The 14142-nt window shown below is 68.4% G+C and carries 13 protein-coding genes; 7 read left to right on the plus strand and 6 right to left on the minus strand.

Features of this window, described 5'->3' with window-relative positions; all coding sequences use genetic code 11:
- The first annotated feature begins 68 nt into the window (after positions 1-68).
- Positions 69-584, plus strand: a complete 516-nt coding sequence (locus ACJEIK_RS09275) for a DUF3145 domain-containing protein (protein ID WP_409431398.1) — start codon at positions 69-71, stop codon at positions 582-584.
- 149 nt (positions 585-733) lie between these two features.
- On the opposite strand, the gene ACJEIK_RS09280 is transcribed toward ACJEIK_RS09275, so the two are convergent.
- From ACJEIK_RS09280 to ACJEIK_RS09290, 3 genes are read right to left on the minus strand one after another with little or no spacing between them, the layout of a single operon-like run.
- On the minus strand, positions 734-2191 hold the full coding sequence (locus ACJEIK_RS09280; RefSeq protein WP_409431399.1) for a flavin-containing monooxygenase: 1458 nt from the start codon (positions 2189-2191) through the stop codon (positions 734-736).
- Entirely contained in the window at positions 2191-3105 is a 915-nt protein-coding gene (locus ACJEIK_RS09285; RefSeq protein WP_409431400.1) for a patatin-like phospholipase family protein, read from the minus strand. The genes ACJEIK_RS09280 and ACJEIK_RS09285 overlap by 1 nt, the downstream gene beginning before the upstream one ends.
- Complete coding sequence (locus ACJEIK_RS09290) at positions 3102-3986, minus strand: SDR family oxidoreductase (protein WP_409431401.1); 885 nt, start codon at positions 3984-3986, stop codon at positions 3102-3104. The genes ACJEIK_RS09285 and ACJEIK_RS09290 overlap by 4 nt, the downstream gene beginning before the upstream one ends.
- A gap of 115 nt (positions 3987-4101) precedes the next feature.
- Here ACJEIK_RS09290 and ACJEIK_RS09295 point away from each other — a divergent pair, with 115 nt between their 5' ends.
- Entirely contained in the window at positions 4102-4740 is a 639-nt protein-coding gene (locus ACJEIK_RS09295; RefSeq protein ID WP_409431402.1) for a TetR/AcrR family transcriptional regulator, read from the plus strand.
- A gap of 14 nt (positions 4741-4754) precedes the next feature.
- Here ACJEIK_RS09295 and ACJEIK_RS09300 read toward each other — a convergent pair whose 3' ends face one another.
- On the minus strand, positions 4755-5654 hold the full coding sequence (locus ACJEIK_RS09300) for a diacylglycerol kinase (protein WP_409431403.1): 900 nt from the start codon (positions 5652-5654) through the stop codon (positions 4755-4757).
- Positions 5651-7231, minus strand: a complete 1581-nt coding sequence (locus ACJEIK_RS09305) for an FAD-binding oxidoreductase (protein ID WP_409431676.1) — start codon at positions 7229-7231, stop codon at positions 5651-5653. The genes ACJEIK_RS09300 and ACJEIK_RS09305 overlap by 4 nt, the downstream gene beginning before the upstream one ends.
- A 50-nt stretch (positions 7232-7281) precedes the next feature.
- On the opposite strand from ACJEIK_RS09305, the gene ACJEIK_RS09310 reads away from it, so the two are divergent.
- The 5 genes from ACJEIK_RS09310 to ACJEIK_RS09330 all read left to right on the plus strand — a co-directional run bounded on the left by ACJEIK_RS09310 (position 7282) and on the right by ACJEIK_RS09330 (position 13204).
- Positions 7282-7866: a TetR/AcrR family transcriptional regulator gene (locus tag ACJEIK_RS09310; RefSeq protein ID WP_064861031.1), complete on the plus strand. Its 585-nt coding sequence runs from the start codon at positions 7282-7284 to the stop codon at positions 7864-7866.
- Positions 7863-9386 (plus strand): glycerol-3-phosphate dehydrogenase/oxidase, encoded by a 1524-nt coding sequence (locus ACJEIK_RS09315; protein WP_409431404.1) that lies wholly within the window; start codon positions 7863-7865, stop codon positions 9384-9386. The genes ACJEIK_RS09310 and ACJEIK_RS09315 overlap by 4 nt, the downstream gene beginning before the upstream one ends.
- Before the next feature lie 136 nt (positions 9387-9522).
- A complete protein-coding gene (locus ACJEIK_RS09320) occupies positions 9523-10656 on the plus strand; it encodes an LLM class flavin-dependent oxidoreductase (protein ID WP_409431405.1) in 1134 nt (377 codons plus the stop codon).
- 2 nt (positions 10657-10658) lie between these two features.
- On the plus strand, positions 10659-11858 hold the full coding sequence (locus ACJEIK_RS09325; protein ID WP_409431406.1) for an acyl-CoA dehydrogenase family protein: 1200 nt from the start codon (positions 10659-10661) through the stop codon (positions 11856-11858).
- A 65-nt stretch (positions 11859-11923) separates the two neighbouring features.
- Positions 11924-13204, plus strand: a complete 1281-nt coding sequence (locus ACJEIK_RS09330; protein ID WP_409431407.1) for an MFS transporter — start codon at positions 11924-11926, stop codon at positions 13202-13204.
- Here the strand turns inward: ACJEIK_RS09330 and ACJEIK_RS09335 are convergent, their stop codons facing one another.
- On the minus strand, positions 13205-14086 hold the full coding sequence (locus ACJEIK_RS09335) for a LysR family transcriptional regulator (protein WP_061006268.1): 882 nt from the start codon (positions 14084-14086) through the stop codon (positions 13205-13207).
- Positions 14087-14142 lie beyond the last annotated feature (56 nt).

Below are 14142 nucleotides of genomic sequence, written 5' to 3' on the forward strand. Positions count from 1 at the left end.
AACTGCAACATTTCAGCAACACCAGGTCGTTGGGGAAGACGTCCCTCGTGGAGCTGAAGGAGCAGATGATGCGTGCGTCGAACCAACTCGCCGACGCGACGACGGGCGTGGTGTATATCCATGCCTCTCCCGCGGCGGTATGCCCGCATGTGGAGTGGGCACTTTCGTCGACTCTGTCGGCGCGGGCGAACCTCAAGTGGACGCCCCAACCTGCCATGCCCGGTCAGTTGCGTGCCATCACCAACTGGATGGGGCCTGTCGGCACCGGAGCCCAGCTCGCCAGCGCACTGCGCTCGTGGTCGGTACTGCGCTTCGAGGTGACCGAGGACCCGAGTGCCGGCGTCGACGGACACCGCTGGTGCCACACCCCGACCCTGGGTCTGTGGAGCGGTTCGATGAGCGCCAACGGTGACACCATGGTCGGCGAGCAGCGCCTACGCACGCTGATGGAGGGCGGCGCCGACGTGCTCGCCGCCGAACTCGACACCGTGCTCGGCACCGCCTGGGACGAGGCTCTGGAGCCCTACCGCGGCGGCGGCGCCGAGGCCGGCGAAGTCAGCTGGCTGAACCGGGGCGTCGGCTAGTTCGAGCCCGGCGTTCGCGCCGCGCTCTCCCTCGACATGTTCGGCCGAGAGCCGTCAACTTTCCTTGATGTCAAGGAAAGTTGACGGCGTCGGATCGAATGCGTCACCAGCGGGGGCGCCGCGGACGACCACGCTGACCGGTTATCCGATCAACTCACGCGGTAGTGCTCCGGCTCCGGTTCGCTCAGCATGCTGGTGATGGTTGCGACGTCGAACGGCCACAGGTCGATGGTGCCGCCTTCGCTGAAGTACCACGAGTTGCAGCCGGTGTTCCACACTGTCGGCTCCATGGCTTCCACTGCCGCGGCGTTGAACTCGTCGGTGGCCTCGTCGGTCACCTCGACCTCGTTGATCTCGCCGCGCTCGAACCGCTCGAGCCACTTCACGATGTAACGCGCCGTGAGTTCGGCGGTGTACTGCAGCGAGATGGACCCCGTTGGCGAGTTCGGGCCGAGCACCGTGAACAGATTCGGGAAGCCCGGAATCGCGGTCATCCGGTAGGCGCGCGGGTCCTTGACCCATGCGTCGTCCAGCGTGACGTCGTCGCGACCCACCACCTGCATCGGGCGCATGTAGTTGTGCGCCTGGAAACCGGTGGCCAGCACGGCGATATCGATCCGGTGGTGCTCGCCCTCTGTGGTGCGGATGCCGGTGGGCGTGAACTCGGCGATGCGGTCGGTGACCAGCTGGGCGTTGGGGGCTTTGATCGCCTGGTAGTACGTACCCGAGAGCACCTGCCGCTTGCACAACGGCTGGTAGTCGGGGGTCAGCTCGGCACGCAACTTCGGGTCGCGGACCTGGGCCCGCAGGCTCAGCCGGGCATACTGCTGCACCAGCTTGCGCCGCCACGTCGGCTTGGTCACGATGTCGACGAGAACGCTTGAGCCCCACCGCGGAATGCGTTCGGAAATGGCCTGGTGCAGGTTCGGGAAGGCACGCAGCAGCGCGGTGACGGCACCCAGCTGCGGCAGTTTCATCGGTGCCCACAGCATCCACTGCGGGGACCTGGCGAAGTGCAGCAGCTTGCCCGCCTTTGGCTGCAGCGCCGAAACCACCTGCACGCCGGTCGATCCGGTGCCGATCACGGCGATGCGCTTGCCCGCGGTCTCCAGTTCGGGATCCCACCGGGCGGTATGGACGACGGCGCCCTCGAAGGCGTCCATGCCGGGGATGTCCGGCGTGAAGGGGTGGTGCAGGACGCCGGTGGCGCAGATGACGAAATCGGCTGTCAGCGTGTCGTTCTCGGTCGTGACGGTCCAGGTGTGCGCGTCCTGGTCGTAGTGCAGCGCCGTGACTTCGGTGTTCAGCCGCAGGTGGTTGTCGAGGCCGAACCGCTCGACGACGTCGCGGTGATACTCCTGTATCTCCTGGCCGCCCGCCCAGATGTGGCTCCAGTCGGGCTTGGGGGCGAAGGCGAACTGGTAGATGTGCGACGGCACATCACACGTCAGTCCGGGGTAGCGGTTCCAGTGCCAGACGCCGCCGACGTCCGAACCCTTCTCCAGGATGGTGAAGTTGGTGAACCCGGCCTGCTGGAAGGTGTATGCGGAGGCGATCCCGGCGACGCCGGCGCCGATGATGACGATGCGCGGATCACGTTTGTTCATCAGGACTCCCAAGCTCGGCGCACCGTCTTCGGTGCGGTGGTCATGGCGGATTCGAAGGCCGCGCGCCGCTTGCTGCGCAGCATGAAGTTGGCGCCCAGGCCGGCCAGGTCGGCGGCGTCCGGTTGGATCACGACGACCTCGATGCCGCGGGCCCGCGCGGTGGCGACCTCGGCATCCAGCACCTTGGACATCGGACGGCGGAGCAACCGGTCTTCGAGGATGCCGCCCAATCCGGTTGCACGAACGCCACTTTCGGAGGCCATCGGGGTGATGACGTAGATCAGGTCGGCATCTTCATGGCTGATGAGGTCGACCGATGCGGTGGACGCGGCGCCGCCGTCGACGAACTTGCGGTCGCCGATGCTGACCGGGGGCATCCAGCCGGGCACACCCCACGATGCCCGGAGTGCCTCGCCCGCCGTGGCTTTCGGCGCACCGGGTGCGCCGAAAGCCACCCGCTCGCCGCGCTGGTAGTCGAATGCCACCATGCGGGCTCCCGGATGATCGAGCCAACCCGACGTGTTCGCGAATCCGGATGCCAAGCGCTGCAGCCAGGTTGCGTCGGCGCGGCCCGTCGGGGCGATACCGGTGACCGCGGCCAGGCCGTTCTGACTGCGCAGGAGCGCCGGGTTCAGCAGCCGCGGCGCCGGCAGGGGTGGCAGGCTCGGCGGCGTCGCCTCGATGTGTGCACTCAGGCGTTCGTCGGTACTGGTGCCGCGGTGCATCGCCACCAGGTCGTCGACGGACGCGCCGCCGCCGAGCATCGTGACGATCTCGGCGCCCGCCGAGGTGCCCTGCAACACCGAGGCTTCCCGCGGGTCCCAACCCGTCTGCTCCTGCAGGGCGTGCAGGGCCGCGACGATCCACGCACCCCCGATGGTGCCGCCGCAGCCGATGACCAGGGCCCGCTTCATCGTCGTGCGTCCGAGTTCGACTCGGCGTCATGGTCTTTCGCCTGCCGCTCGATCCGGTCCAGGTAGGCGGACCGGCCGACCGGATCCAGCGCAGTGAGTGCGCGGCGGTCGTCGATGAGCGAGCGTGCCGCACGCTGGATGAACTCCGGGACCAGTGCGTCGACCAGGGCCCAGCCGGGTGCCACCCATTCGGGTACCGACGTACGGGCAGCCTTGGTGCGCAACGTCTTCAGCACCGCCTGCGCGACATCTTCGGGATCGACGGTCGGCATGCCGCCACCGAGCTGGACACCGGAGGAGAGTTCGGTGCGGACCGCCGACGGCAGCACCGCGCACACGGTGACGCCCGTTCCGGCGTACTCGGTCCGCGCTGCCAGGGACGCGCCGACCGCGGCGAACTTGCTGGCGTTGTAGGTGACCATGCCGGGGACGGGGATCATGCCCGCCATCGATGCGATGTTCACGACGTGGCCGGTACCGCGGGTGATCATGAACGGGATCACCGCCCGCATGCCGTTGAGGACGCCCCGGACGTTGACGTCGAGGATCAGGTCGGTCGTGGCCTCGGCTTCGGATTCGAACGCGCCCAGCGGCATCACGCCCGCGTTGTTGATGAGGACGTCGATGCGGCCGGACTCCTTCAGCACCTGCCCGACGAACTGGTCCCAGGAGTCGCGCCGGGTGACGTCGAGGCGCGCACTGCGACAGCGGGGGATCGTGCGGGCCGTCTGCTCGGCGATGTCGGCGTCGACGTCGCCGATCCACACGCTGGCGCCGTGCTGCGAGAACAGTTCGGCGGTCTTGGCGCCGATGCCCCGGGCGCCTCCGGTGACGATGACGGTGGCCCCGTCGAGGGGCATGGTGCGTCGTGCTAGCTGCATCGATAGCCTCGTATCTGCTGGTAGAAGCCCTTTGGCTTCGTTCGAATACCCACGGTATCCGAATTCTTCGGGTAAAGCTAGTACTCGTGGTATCGCAAACGACTACTATCGACGCATGCCGCGATTGACCAGAGCGCAGCGTCAGGAACAGACGCGTGCCGAGCTGCTCGACGCGGCGAAGGCCCGGTTTCTCAAGCACGGCTACGCGTCCACGAGCCTCGAGGACATCGCCGACGACGCCGGCTACAGCAAGGGCGCGGTGTATTCGAACTTCGGCAGCAAGCCGGTCCTGTGCCGGGAAGTGCTGGAGGCCATTCACCGCGACAAGTTCTCCGAGATGTCCGAGCTGGCGATGTCGGATGCCGATGTGCCGAGCCGCGTCGAGGCGGTGAACGCCTGGTTGGAACGGACCGCAGGCGACGTGGGCTGGACGATGCTCGAACTCGAATTCGTGGTGCTGTCGCGCAATGATCCCGAGCTGGGCCAGATGATCACCGATCTGCGCAACGAAGCGGCGCAGATGGTCGTCGAGGTATTGCGTTCGCTGTCAGACGATTTGGGGCTCGCCGAAGAACAGTTGGTCGCCGCCGGCGTGATCGACAGCTTGGAAGACATCGGCAACCTGTTTCTCAGTGCCGGCATCGGCCTGGGTATTCAGCGCGCCATCGATCCGACACTGCCGGCCCGGCCGGTCACTGGCGCCATCACCCGGTTGATGAATCTGCTTGCGCTCCTTGCGGCTATGCAGGACTGAACGTCAGCGCCGGGCTACGGAACCAGCACCCGCAACGCATTCGGCACCGCGGACACCGTCACCGGCAGCGGGCAGACGAATTCGCCGTCGGCATAGGCGTTTATGCCCGGCACGTCGATGGTGACGGTGCGGGCGCGCCGCGTGGTCACCTCGTCGAGATGCACATGCGTGCCCTTGAAGACCGTGGGGAACAGCCGGACCAACTTGAGCCGCGACTCCGAGGCCGCCATGGTGACGTCCAGCAGCCCGTCATTGAGGTCGGCACCCGGGCAGATCAGCATGCCGCCGCCATAGCTCTTGCCGTTGCCGAAAGTCGCCAGTGTCACAGGGATTTCCTGCTCGGGACCACCGTCGAAACTCACCCGCGCCGTGTGCAGCCGCAACTGCGACAGCTCGACCAGCATCGCCGCGTTGTAGCGCATCCGGCCCCGCGGCCACGTCATCCGGTTGGCGCGATCGGTGACCAGTGAGTCGAATCCCGCCGACATCACCGTGCCGAACCAGCGCACGGTGCCGTCGGCGCCCTCGATCCGGCCCAGGTCGATGGTGCGGGTACGGCCCGTCGCGATGATGTCCGCGGCGGCTTCCGGGTCGTCCCGCGGAATCCCGAACTCGCGGGCGTGGTCATTGCCGGTGCCGGCGGGGATGATCCCCAGCGGCACGTCGGCCTGCGCAAGTGCCTGCAGCGCAAGGGAGATGATGCCGTCGCCGCCTGCGACCACCACCGCATCGGTGCCGTGATCGAGTGCCTCGTCGAGCAGCCGGCGGGCATGGGCGGCATCGGAACCGATCAGCTCGACCACGTCGACACCGCGGCGTTGCAGCCGTACGACAGCGCGCTGCGCTGCCGCCGAGCCCCGCCCCTGACCCGAGGCGGGATTGGTCAGCAGGGTGACCCGTTGGGGCGTGCTCACGGGATCAGCTTGCCAGGGTTGAGGATTCCGCCGGGATCGAGCACGTTCTTGACGGCGCGCAGCACCTCGACGCCCAGGTCGCCGACCTCGGCCGTCATCCACGGCTTGTGGTCGGCGCCGACCGCGTGGTGGTGGGTGATGGTGGCACCGCAGCGCACCATCGCTTCGGACGCAGCGGTTTTCGCCGCGCGCCACTGCTCGATGGGGTTGCCGCGCTGGCCGGCGACGACCGTGAAGTACAGCGAGGCGCCGGTGGGGTAGACGTGCGAGATGTGGCACATCACCAGTGCCGGAGTGCCGCTTTCCTGCAGCGAAGTCGTCAGTGCCTCGGTGACGGCGGCCTTCAGCGCAGGCACGTTCGACCACGTCGTCGCGGTCTCGAGGGTCTCGCACAGCGCGCCGGCCGCCAGCAGCGAGTCACGCAGGTACGGTGCGCCGAACCGGCCGTGCTGCCAGGCGCGGGCCGGGGCCTCGCCGAGCGACGTGCCACCCTGGGCGGCCAGCAGTGCACGAGTTTCGTCGTGCCGGCTCTCGGTATGGGCGGCAGTGCCTTCGAACAGCGTGATGGCCAGACAGCCGCCGGTGATGGTCTGCTCGCCGATGCTCTCGGTGGTGGCCAGGTTGATGCCGGTCTCGACCTCATCGGAGAGCCGGATGACGGTCGGGCCGGTGCCCGTCTGCACAACAGCGCGCAACGCCGCTGCGCCGGTGGCGAAGTCGGGGAACGACCAGGCTTCGTAGCGGGTGGTCTCGGGGACCGGATGGACGCGGACCCGGACCCGGGTGATGACGCCGAACGTGCCTTCCGAGCCGACGATCAGCTGCCGCAGGTCGGGCCCGGCCGCCGACGCCGGGGCGCGGCCCAGGTCGAGGACGCCCGCCGGGGTGACGACGGTCAGCCCGCGCACCATGTCGTCGAACCGGTTGTAGCCGGCCGAGTTCTGGCCTGACGACCGCGTCGCGGCGAAACCGCCGATGGTCGCGAATTCGAAGCTCTGCGGGAAGTGACCGAGCGAAAAGCCCTCGGCGCCAAGAAGTTCCTCGGCCTGCGGGCCGGTGACACCGGCCTCGAGCTCGGCCTCGCCGGACTCCTTGTCGAGGGCGACCAGCCGGTCCAGGCGACGCAGGTCGAGCGACACGACGGCGGTGAAGCCGGTACGGATCGGGTCGAGCCCGCCGACCACACTGGTGCCACCACCGAACGGGACGACCGCGATGCGGTGTTCGGTGCAGTACTGCAGGATCTGCGCGATCTCGTCTTCGGAACCGGGCAGCAGGATGGCGTCCGGCGCGTCCTGCTCGCCGGTGTCCTTGCGGCGCAACAGGTCCAGCGTCGACTTACCGCCGGCGCGCAACAGGCGGTCGTGATCGTCGGTCCGGCAGAACTCGTCACCCACGATCGCCGCGAGCGCGGCGCGGTCGGCGTCCGCCAGGGTAGACGGGCGCAACGTGACCTGGTCGGCCTCGAGTTCGGGGGCCGGCGCCGCGTCGATGCCCAGGGCCGCGGTCAGCAGGCCGCGGATGCCGTCGGACAAAGGTTTGGCTGCAGCGGGGTCACCCCAGGCGTTCCACTTCATCGGCGGTTCGAGGTGGTCACGTGTTGCGGTCATGCGTTACAGTATTACACATGATGTCAATCAGTAACGATGAAGCCCGGGATTCCTTGGATGCCCGAATCATCGACGCTGCGGCCGACTGCGTGATCGCCTTCGGGGTGGATCGCGTGACGCTGGCCGAGATCGCACGTCGCGCCGGCGTCAGCCGGCCGACGGTGTACCGGCGCTGGCCGGACACGCAGGCGATCCTCGCGGCGCTGCTGACGGCACGAATCACCAACTCCCTCAACGAGGTTGCCGTCGACGGCACCGACCGTGAGGCGATCGTCAAACGCATGGTCGGCATGGCGGAGCGGCTGCGCGACGACGAAGTCATCATGTCCGTCCTGAGCAGCGCACCCGCCCTGGCGATGGTCTACATCTCTCAGCGCATGGGTACCAGTCAGCAGATCCTCCTGGAAGTGCTGGCCGGTGCGCTCGCCACGGCGCAGGCCGACGGCAGCGTCCGCCCCGGCGATCCCAGGCAACTCGCCGCCATGTGCCTGCTGATCGTCCAGTCGGCCATCCAGTCGGCGCAGATGGTCGCTCCTGTCCTCGACGTCGCCGCGCTGGACATCGAACTTGCTCACTCCCTGAACGGATACCTGAAGCCATGACCAGTGCCAGCGCCCTCAACGCCGCCCGCCGCACCGCGGAGCTGACGGCCCTCGCCGACGGCGGGCGCGTCGACGTCGTCGTCATCGGGGGCGGCATCACCGGTGCGGGCATCGCGCTGGACGCCGCGTCCCGCGGACTGTCGACGGTGCTCATCGAGAAACACGACCTGGCGTTCGGCACCAGCCGATGGAGTTCCAAACTCGTGCACGGCGGCCTGCGCTACCTGGCGACCGGAAACGTGGGCATCGCCCGGCGCAGCGCCATCGAACGCGGCATCCTCATGAGCCGCAACGCCCCGCACCTCGTACACGCCATGCCGCAACTCGTGCCGCTGCTGCCCGAGATGAACCGGGCCTCAAGGGCTTTGGTGCGTACCGGATTCATCGCGGGCGACGGTTTGCGTCGGCTGGCCGGCACGTCGGCCGCGATCCTGCCACGCTCGGGCCGTGTCGATGCGGCCCGCGCGGCCGAACTGGTACCCGCGGTCCGTCGCGACGGGCTCGACGGTGCGCTGCTCGCCTATGACGGCCAATTGATCGACGACGCCCGCCTCGTCACTGCCGTGGCGCGCACCGCCGCGCAGCACGGTGCCCGCATCCTCACCCGGACGGCGGCCTCCGATGCGACCGGCACGTCGGTGCGGCTCACCGACCAACTCACCGGCGAGTCCTTCGATCTGACCGCGCGCGCGGTGATCAACGCTGCCGGGGTGTGGGCCGGTGACATCGACGGCGCGATCAAGCTGCGGCCCAGCCGCGGCACCCACCTGGTGTTCGATGCCGCGGCGTTCGGCAATCCGACTGCGGCCCTGACGGTTCCGATCCCCGGCGAGCTCAACCGGTTCATCTTCGCCATGCCCGAACAGCTCGGCCGCGTCTATCTCGGCCTCACCGACGAGGACGCACCCGGTCCCATTCCCGATGTGCCGCAACCGACTCAGGCCGAGATCACGTTCCTGCTGGACACCGTCAACACCGCACTGGCGACGAGCCTGGGGCCGGACGACGTCCTGGGTGCCTACGCCGGGCTGCGGCCGTTGATCGACACCGGCGAGGGCAACACCGCCGACGTCTCCCGCGATCACGCTGTCGTCGAGTCCGGCAACGGGGTGCTCAGCGTCATCGGTGGCAAGCTCACCGAATACCGGTACATGGCCGAGGACGTGGTCAACCGGGCCGTGTCGTTGCGTGGGCTCGGCGCGGGGGAGTGCCGGACCCGCAATCTGCCGCTGGTCGGGGCTCCGGAGAACCCGGTGTCGGTGGATCATGTTGCGGCGCTGCCGGAGTCGTTGGTGGCGCGCTACGGCGCCGAGGCGCCGAACGTGTTCGCCGTGGCGACGTGTGACCGTCCCGCCGAGCCGGTGGCCGATGGAATCGACGTCACCCGTGCTGAATTCGAGTACGCCGTCACGCACGAAGGCGCCCTCGCCGCCGACGACATCCTGGACCGCCGGACCCGGATCGGGTTGGTCGGCGCCGACCGCGAGCGCGTTGCGGCCGTCGCGCAGGATTTCATCTAGACGCCGGACTGCGCGCGTTGGAATCAGCATGATTCTGACGGAATCACAGCCACGTCCGGTGGTCACGCCCGTTGCGACCGCCGGAACCGGTCCGACGCCGGTATCCGGTGGCAGTGCTTGCCTCTACATTTCGCTGATGGCAATCACGTTGCACTGGTTCCTGCCGACCAATGGTGACTCGCGCACCGACCTGAGCCTCGGCAACGCCGTCGGGGGCGCGGGCAGCCGGGCAGACGCCTTCGGCGCCGATCGGGCGCCCGACCTCGACTACCTCAGTCTGGTCGCCGGGGCCGCGGAGAAACTCGGGTTCACCGGGGCGCTGACCCCCACCAGCAGCTGGTGCGAGGACGCCTGGGTGTTCACGGCAGCGCTGACCCAGCTGACCGAACACTTCAAGTACCTGGTGGCGTTCCGGCCGGGGCTGCAGGCCCCGACCCTGGTTGCCCAGGCCGCCGCCACCTATCAGCGAATCTCGCGGAATCGCTTGCTGCTCAACGTCGTCACTGGTGGCGATGACGTCGAGCAGCGCCGCTTCGGCGACTATCTCGGCAAATCCGAGCGCTACGAGCGGGCCGCCGAGTTCCTCACGATCTTCCGGCAGCTATGGTCCGGCGAGCCCGTCACCTTCACCGGCAAGCACCTGTCGGTGGAGAACGCGACGATCATCCCCGCCGACACGTGGCCGGACATCTACCTGGGCGGCTCGTCGGCCGAAGCGCTGGAAGTGGCCGCCGAACATGCCGACGTGTACCTGACCTGGGGTGAGCCACCGGCTCAGGTCGCCGAGAAGCTCGATGCCGTGCGGCACCAGGTCAAGAACCTGGGCCGAGCGCGGCGGGCGGCCGGGGACCTGCGGTTCGGCATCCGCCTGCACGTCATCAGCCGTCCCACCGAAGAAGAGGCGTGGGCACAGGCCGACAAACTGCTGGCGGGTCTCGATCCCGAGAGCATCAAGCGCGCCCAGCAGGTGCAGCGCAGCTCGCAGTCCGAGGGGCAGCGGCGGATGTCCGCCCTGCACGGCGGCCGGACCGACAACCTGGAGGTGTCGCCCAACTTGTGGGCCGGCATCGGTCTGGTCCGCGGCGGCGCCGGCACTGCCCTGGTCGGCAGTCATGAGCAGGTCGCCGACCGCATCGCCGAGTACCACGAGCTGGGCCTCGACGAGTTCATCCTGTCCGGGTACCCGCATCTGGAAGAGGCCTTCGCCTTCGGTGAGGGCGTCATCCCGATCCTGGCCGAGCGTGGCCTGCTCGCTGATCGGCACGCCTGACCATGGTCCGCAGCCGGGCTCCCAGGACCCACGCCCAAGTCGTCGCAGTCGCGGAGGAATTCGCGGCGTCGGTGAAGCCCGGTGCGGCAGAACGTGATCGGGCCGGCGCGGTACCCCGCGCGGAAGTGGCCGAGTTCGACAACCTGGGCCTGCCGGCCGTCACGGTGCCGATCGACGACGGCGGCGACGGGCTCGGGCCGCGAACGCTCGCCGAGGTCATCCGGATCGTCGCGGCCGCCGACCCGGCGCTCGCGCAGACGCCGCAGGGTCACTACCTGGCGGTGGACATCCTGCGCCTGCTCGGCACACCACTGCAGCGGGCCCGAATCCTGCCCGCTGTCGTCGACGGCGCGCGCATCGCCCCGGTGCTCGCCGAGCGCGGCGGTCACCATGCCCAAGACCTCAAGACCCGCCTCATCAAGGATGGCGCGCGGTGGCGGCTCGACGGCACCAAGTACTACTGCACCGGTGCCATCACGTCGCGGTGGCTGGCGGTCAGCGCGCTCGATCCCGCCGACCGTCTCGTGCTGGCGTTCGTCGAACGTGACGCACCCGGGGTGACCATCGACGAGGACTGGGCCGCCATGGGGCAGCGCTCGACCGTGAGTGGCACCACCACGTTGGACGGTGTCGCCATCGACGGCGACCTGGTGGTGCCGTACTGGTCGGCATTCGAGAAGCCGCAACTGCTCGGTGCCCGCGCCCAGCTGGTCCACACCGCCATCGAAGCCGGTATCGCGGAAGGCGCCCTGGCCGATGCCGCCGAGTTCGTCCGCACCCGCAGCCGGCCGTTCTTCGAGGCGGTGCGTTACGGAGCGGCGACGACGGCAAGCGACGATCCGCACATCCTGCTGCGATTCGGCCAACTCGCCACCCGCACCCGGGCGTCGACCCAGCTCTTACGTTGGGCCGCAGGCGAACTCGAGGAGATCGGCCTCGATGTCGCCGATCCCGACGCGGCCGCGCACGGCTCGATAGCGGTGGCGCAGGCCAAGGCCTTCGCCAGTGATGTGGCCGTCGACGTTGCCAGTCAGCTCTTTGCGCTGACCGGCGCGAGCGGCACGGACCGCCGTCACGACCTCGACCGGCACTGGCGCAACGCGCGGACCCACAGCGTGCACGACCCCGTCGACTGGAAATACCACCACATCGGCGCGTGGGAACTGTCCGGCGTGGCACCGCCGAATCACGGGCAGATCTGAAAGCACTTGCGATCCTGCGGATTCTGAATATTCGGACGCGGTCTGTTACCCGATAGCGTCGCGAGATGTCCGCGAATCTAGAAGAGGCACAGACCGATTCGCCATCGGCTAAATCACAGCCGTTCAAACCGGCGCTGTTCGTGGCGGTGACGGCCGGGCTGGGGTACGGCTTCGACTCGTATGCCGTCAACATCTACGGCCTGGTCCTGCCCGAGATCAAGAAGACCCTGCAGATCACCGAGGCCCAGGCCGGGTACATCGGGTCGATCTTCCTGGTCGGCTACACCATCGGGACCATTGGCTTCGGCATCGCTGCCGACCGGTGGGGACGCAAAACCACTCTGGGTGCGTCGATCCTGCTGTACGGCATCACCACGGCACTGGCGGGCATCACCACCAACCTGGCCGCATTCACCGGCCTGCGGTTCCTCACCGGAGTGGGCGGCGCCGGCGAGCTGGCGGTGGGCGCGCCCTACACCGCCGAGGTATGGCCCACCAAGACCCGGGCGATCGGCGTGGGCGGGGTGATCTTCTCGCTCTTCTCGCTCGGTTATGTCCTCGCGGCCGCCGTCGCGCTCGTGCTGGTGCCGCGGTACGGCTGGCAGTCGTCGTTCATCGTGGCCATCGTGCCGGCCATCATCTTGTTCCTTGTCCGCCAGGGCATCACGGAATCGCCGCGCTACACCGAGGTCAACGAGACGCGCAAGCGAGACGGTATCCCGCGCGCCAAACTGTGGCAGCTGCCCGGCGTACGGCGGCGGCTGGTCGTGGGCTGGCTGATCTACACGGCCAACGCGGTCGGCTACTGGGGTTCGACCCTGTTTCTCACCACGTACATCGTCAAGCGATTCCATGCGTCCACCACCGACGCGATCCGTTACGCCCTGGTGTTCTTCCTGCTGCAGGTTGTCTTCGTCTTCATCGGCACCGCGTTGGCCGACAGATTCGGGCGCCGCCCCTCGGCCATCCTCGGCGCCGTCATCGAGGCCGGTTCCGCGATTTTGGCGGCCACCTCGGATTCGCTGGCCGAATACCAGGTTTACGGCGCCATCTCCATCGCCACGCTGGGCTGGCTGTGGGGCGTCGGGGACGCCTACATTTCCGAGTTGTTCCCAACAGTGCTGCGCGGCACCGGATTTGGTGTGGCCGTCGGCGGCGGCCGCATCGTGTCGATAGCGGCGCCGACCGTCGTGGGCTGGGCCATCGGCCATTACGGCGTGCAGACGCCCTATCTGGCGCTCTCCGGCATCTGGCTGCTGACCGTGATCGGTTACCTGTTCGGGCCCGAGACCAAGGGCAAGGAGCTCGACGACCTCGCCGACGAGGCTCTGGTGGCGCGCGCCTGACTACCCCTGCTGGGCGAGCAGCAGGTCCCGGATCGGCGACCGCGTATGCCGCTGCCACATGGCCTGCACCGGGACGAGTAGTGGCGGCCGGAGGTCGACGACCGTCACCCGGCCGCTCATCACCGGACCCACCGGATGCGTCACGAACGCCACCGCTCCCGTCGTCAACGGCGCGGCAATCGTGGCCGCGCCCTGCACGCGGCTGACGACGTAGTCCGGCTCGAATCCGGCTCGGCGACAGGCGCCGAGCAGGAGGTCGCTGTAGTACGACGCGCCAGGCGGTGCCCAGAGCGCGATCCGTTCGTCGGTCAGATCGGTGAGGTCGACGGCGTCGCGCTGCGCCAGGGGGTGCGAACTCAGCACCGCCACGCACACCTGGTGATAGCCCAGCACCGCGGTGGCGAGGTCGCGGTCCGGCACCACGCCGCGGCGCAGTGCGAGCTGGATCGACCCGTCGAGGAGCGCGGGAGACAGCTGGTCCGGAAACATCTGGCGGAACGTGAAGGACACGTCGGCGAAGGCGTCGATCACCGGCTCCAGCAGCGCGTACGCCTCGATGCTCTCGAGGGCGGGGGTGTGCCCGACGACGTAGTTCTCCCGCGCGGCGCTGGCCGCGCGCTGCACGTGATCGGTGACGGTGTGGGCGGCGGCGAGCAGGGTCCGGGCATCGCTGTGCAGTTGCCGGCCCGCCGGCGTCAAGATGACCCGGCGGCCGTCGCGGTCGAAAAGCGTTGCGCCCAGCTCTTTTTCGAGTTGGCGGATCGAGCTGCTGAGGGCCTGCTGGCTCAGGTGCAGCTGGTCCGCGGCGCGGGTGAAGCCACCGGCGTCGGCGACCGCGAGGAAGTGCTGCAGCCGACGCAGATCGGGATACGGCCTGGTCATGCCGTCACCCTATCTACAACTGCTGCTTGTGGATAGGTAGAAAAGTTTCGTTTCTA

The organism is Mycobacterium sp. SMC-16 (assembly GCF_046250085.1).
Classification (GTDB): domain Bacteria; phylum Actinomycetota; class Actinomycetes; order Mycobacteriales; family Mycobacteriaceae; genus Mycobacterium; species Mycobacterium phocaicum.

What these genes read in the sequence shown, in the direction of transcription:
- ACJEIK_RS09330 (WP_409431407.1), top strand. Translation starts at nt 11,924, where the DNA reads ATGTCCGCGAATCTAGAAGAGGCACAGACCGATTCGCCATCGGCTAAA.
- ACJEIK_RS09335 (WP_061006268.1), bottom strand. Translation starts at nt 14,086, where the DNA reads ATGACCAGGCCGTATCCCGATCTGCGTCGGCTGCAGCACTTCCTCGCG.
- ACJEIK_RS09320 (WP_409431405.1), top strand. Translation starts at nt 9,523, where the DNA reads ATGGCAATCACGTTGCACTGGTTCCTGCCGACCAATGGTGACTCGCGC.
- ACJEIK_RS09310 (WP_064861031.1), top strand. Translation starts at nt 7,282, where the DNA reads ATGATGTCAATCAGTAACGATGAAGCCCGGGATTCCTTGGATGCCCGA.
- ACJEIK_RS09285 (WP_409431400.1), bottom strand. Translation starts at nt 3,105, where the DNA reads ATGAAGCGGGCCCTGGTCATCGGCTGCGGCGGCACCATCGGGGGTGCG.
- ACJEIK_RS09290 (WP_409431401.1), bottom strand. Translation starts at nt 3,986, where the DNA reads ATGCAGCTAGCACGACGCACCATGCCCCTCGACGGGGCCACCGTCATC.
- ACJEIK_RS09305 (WP_409431676.1), bottom strand. Translation starts at nt 7,231, where the DNA reads ATGAAGTGGAACGCCTGGGGTGACCCCGCTGCAGCCAAACCTTTGTCC.
- ACJEIK_RS09275 (WP_409431398.1), top strand. Translation starts at nt 69, where the DNA reads ATGCGTGCGTCGAACCAACTCGCCGACGCGACGACGGGCGTGGTGTAT.
- ACJEIK_RS09295 (WP_409431402.1), top strand. Translation starts at nt 4,102, where the DNA reads ATGCCGCGATTGACCAGAGCGCAGCGTCAGGAACAGACGCGTGCCGAG.
- ACJEIK_RS09315 (WP_409431404.1), top strand. Translation starts at nt 7,863, where the DNA reads ATGACCAGTGCCAGCGCCCTCAACGCCGCCCGCCGCACCGCGGAGCTG.
- ACJEIK_RS09280 (WP_409431399.1), bottom strand. Translation starts at nt 2,191, where the DNA reads ATGAACAAACGTGATCCGCGCATCGTCATCATCGGCGCCGGCGTCGCC.
- ACJEIK_RS09325 (WP_409431406.1), top strand. Translation starts at nt 10,659, where the DNA reads ATGGTCCGCAGCCGGGCTCCCAGGACCCACGCCCAAGTCGTCGCAGTC.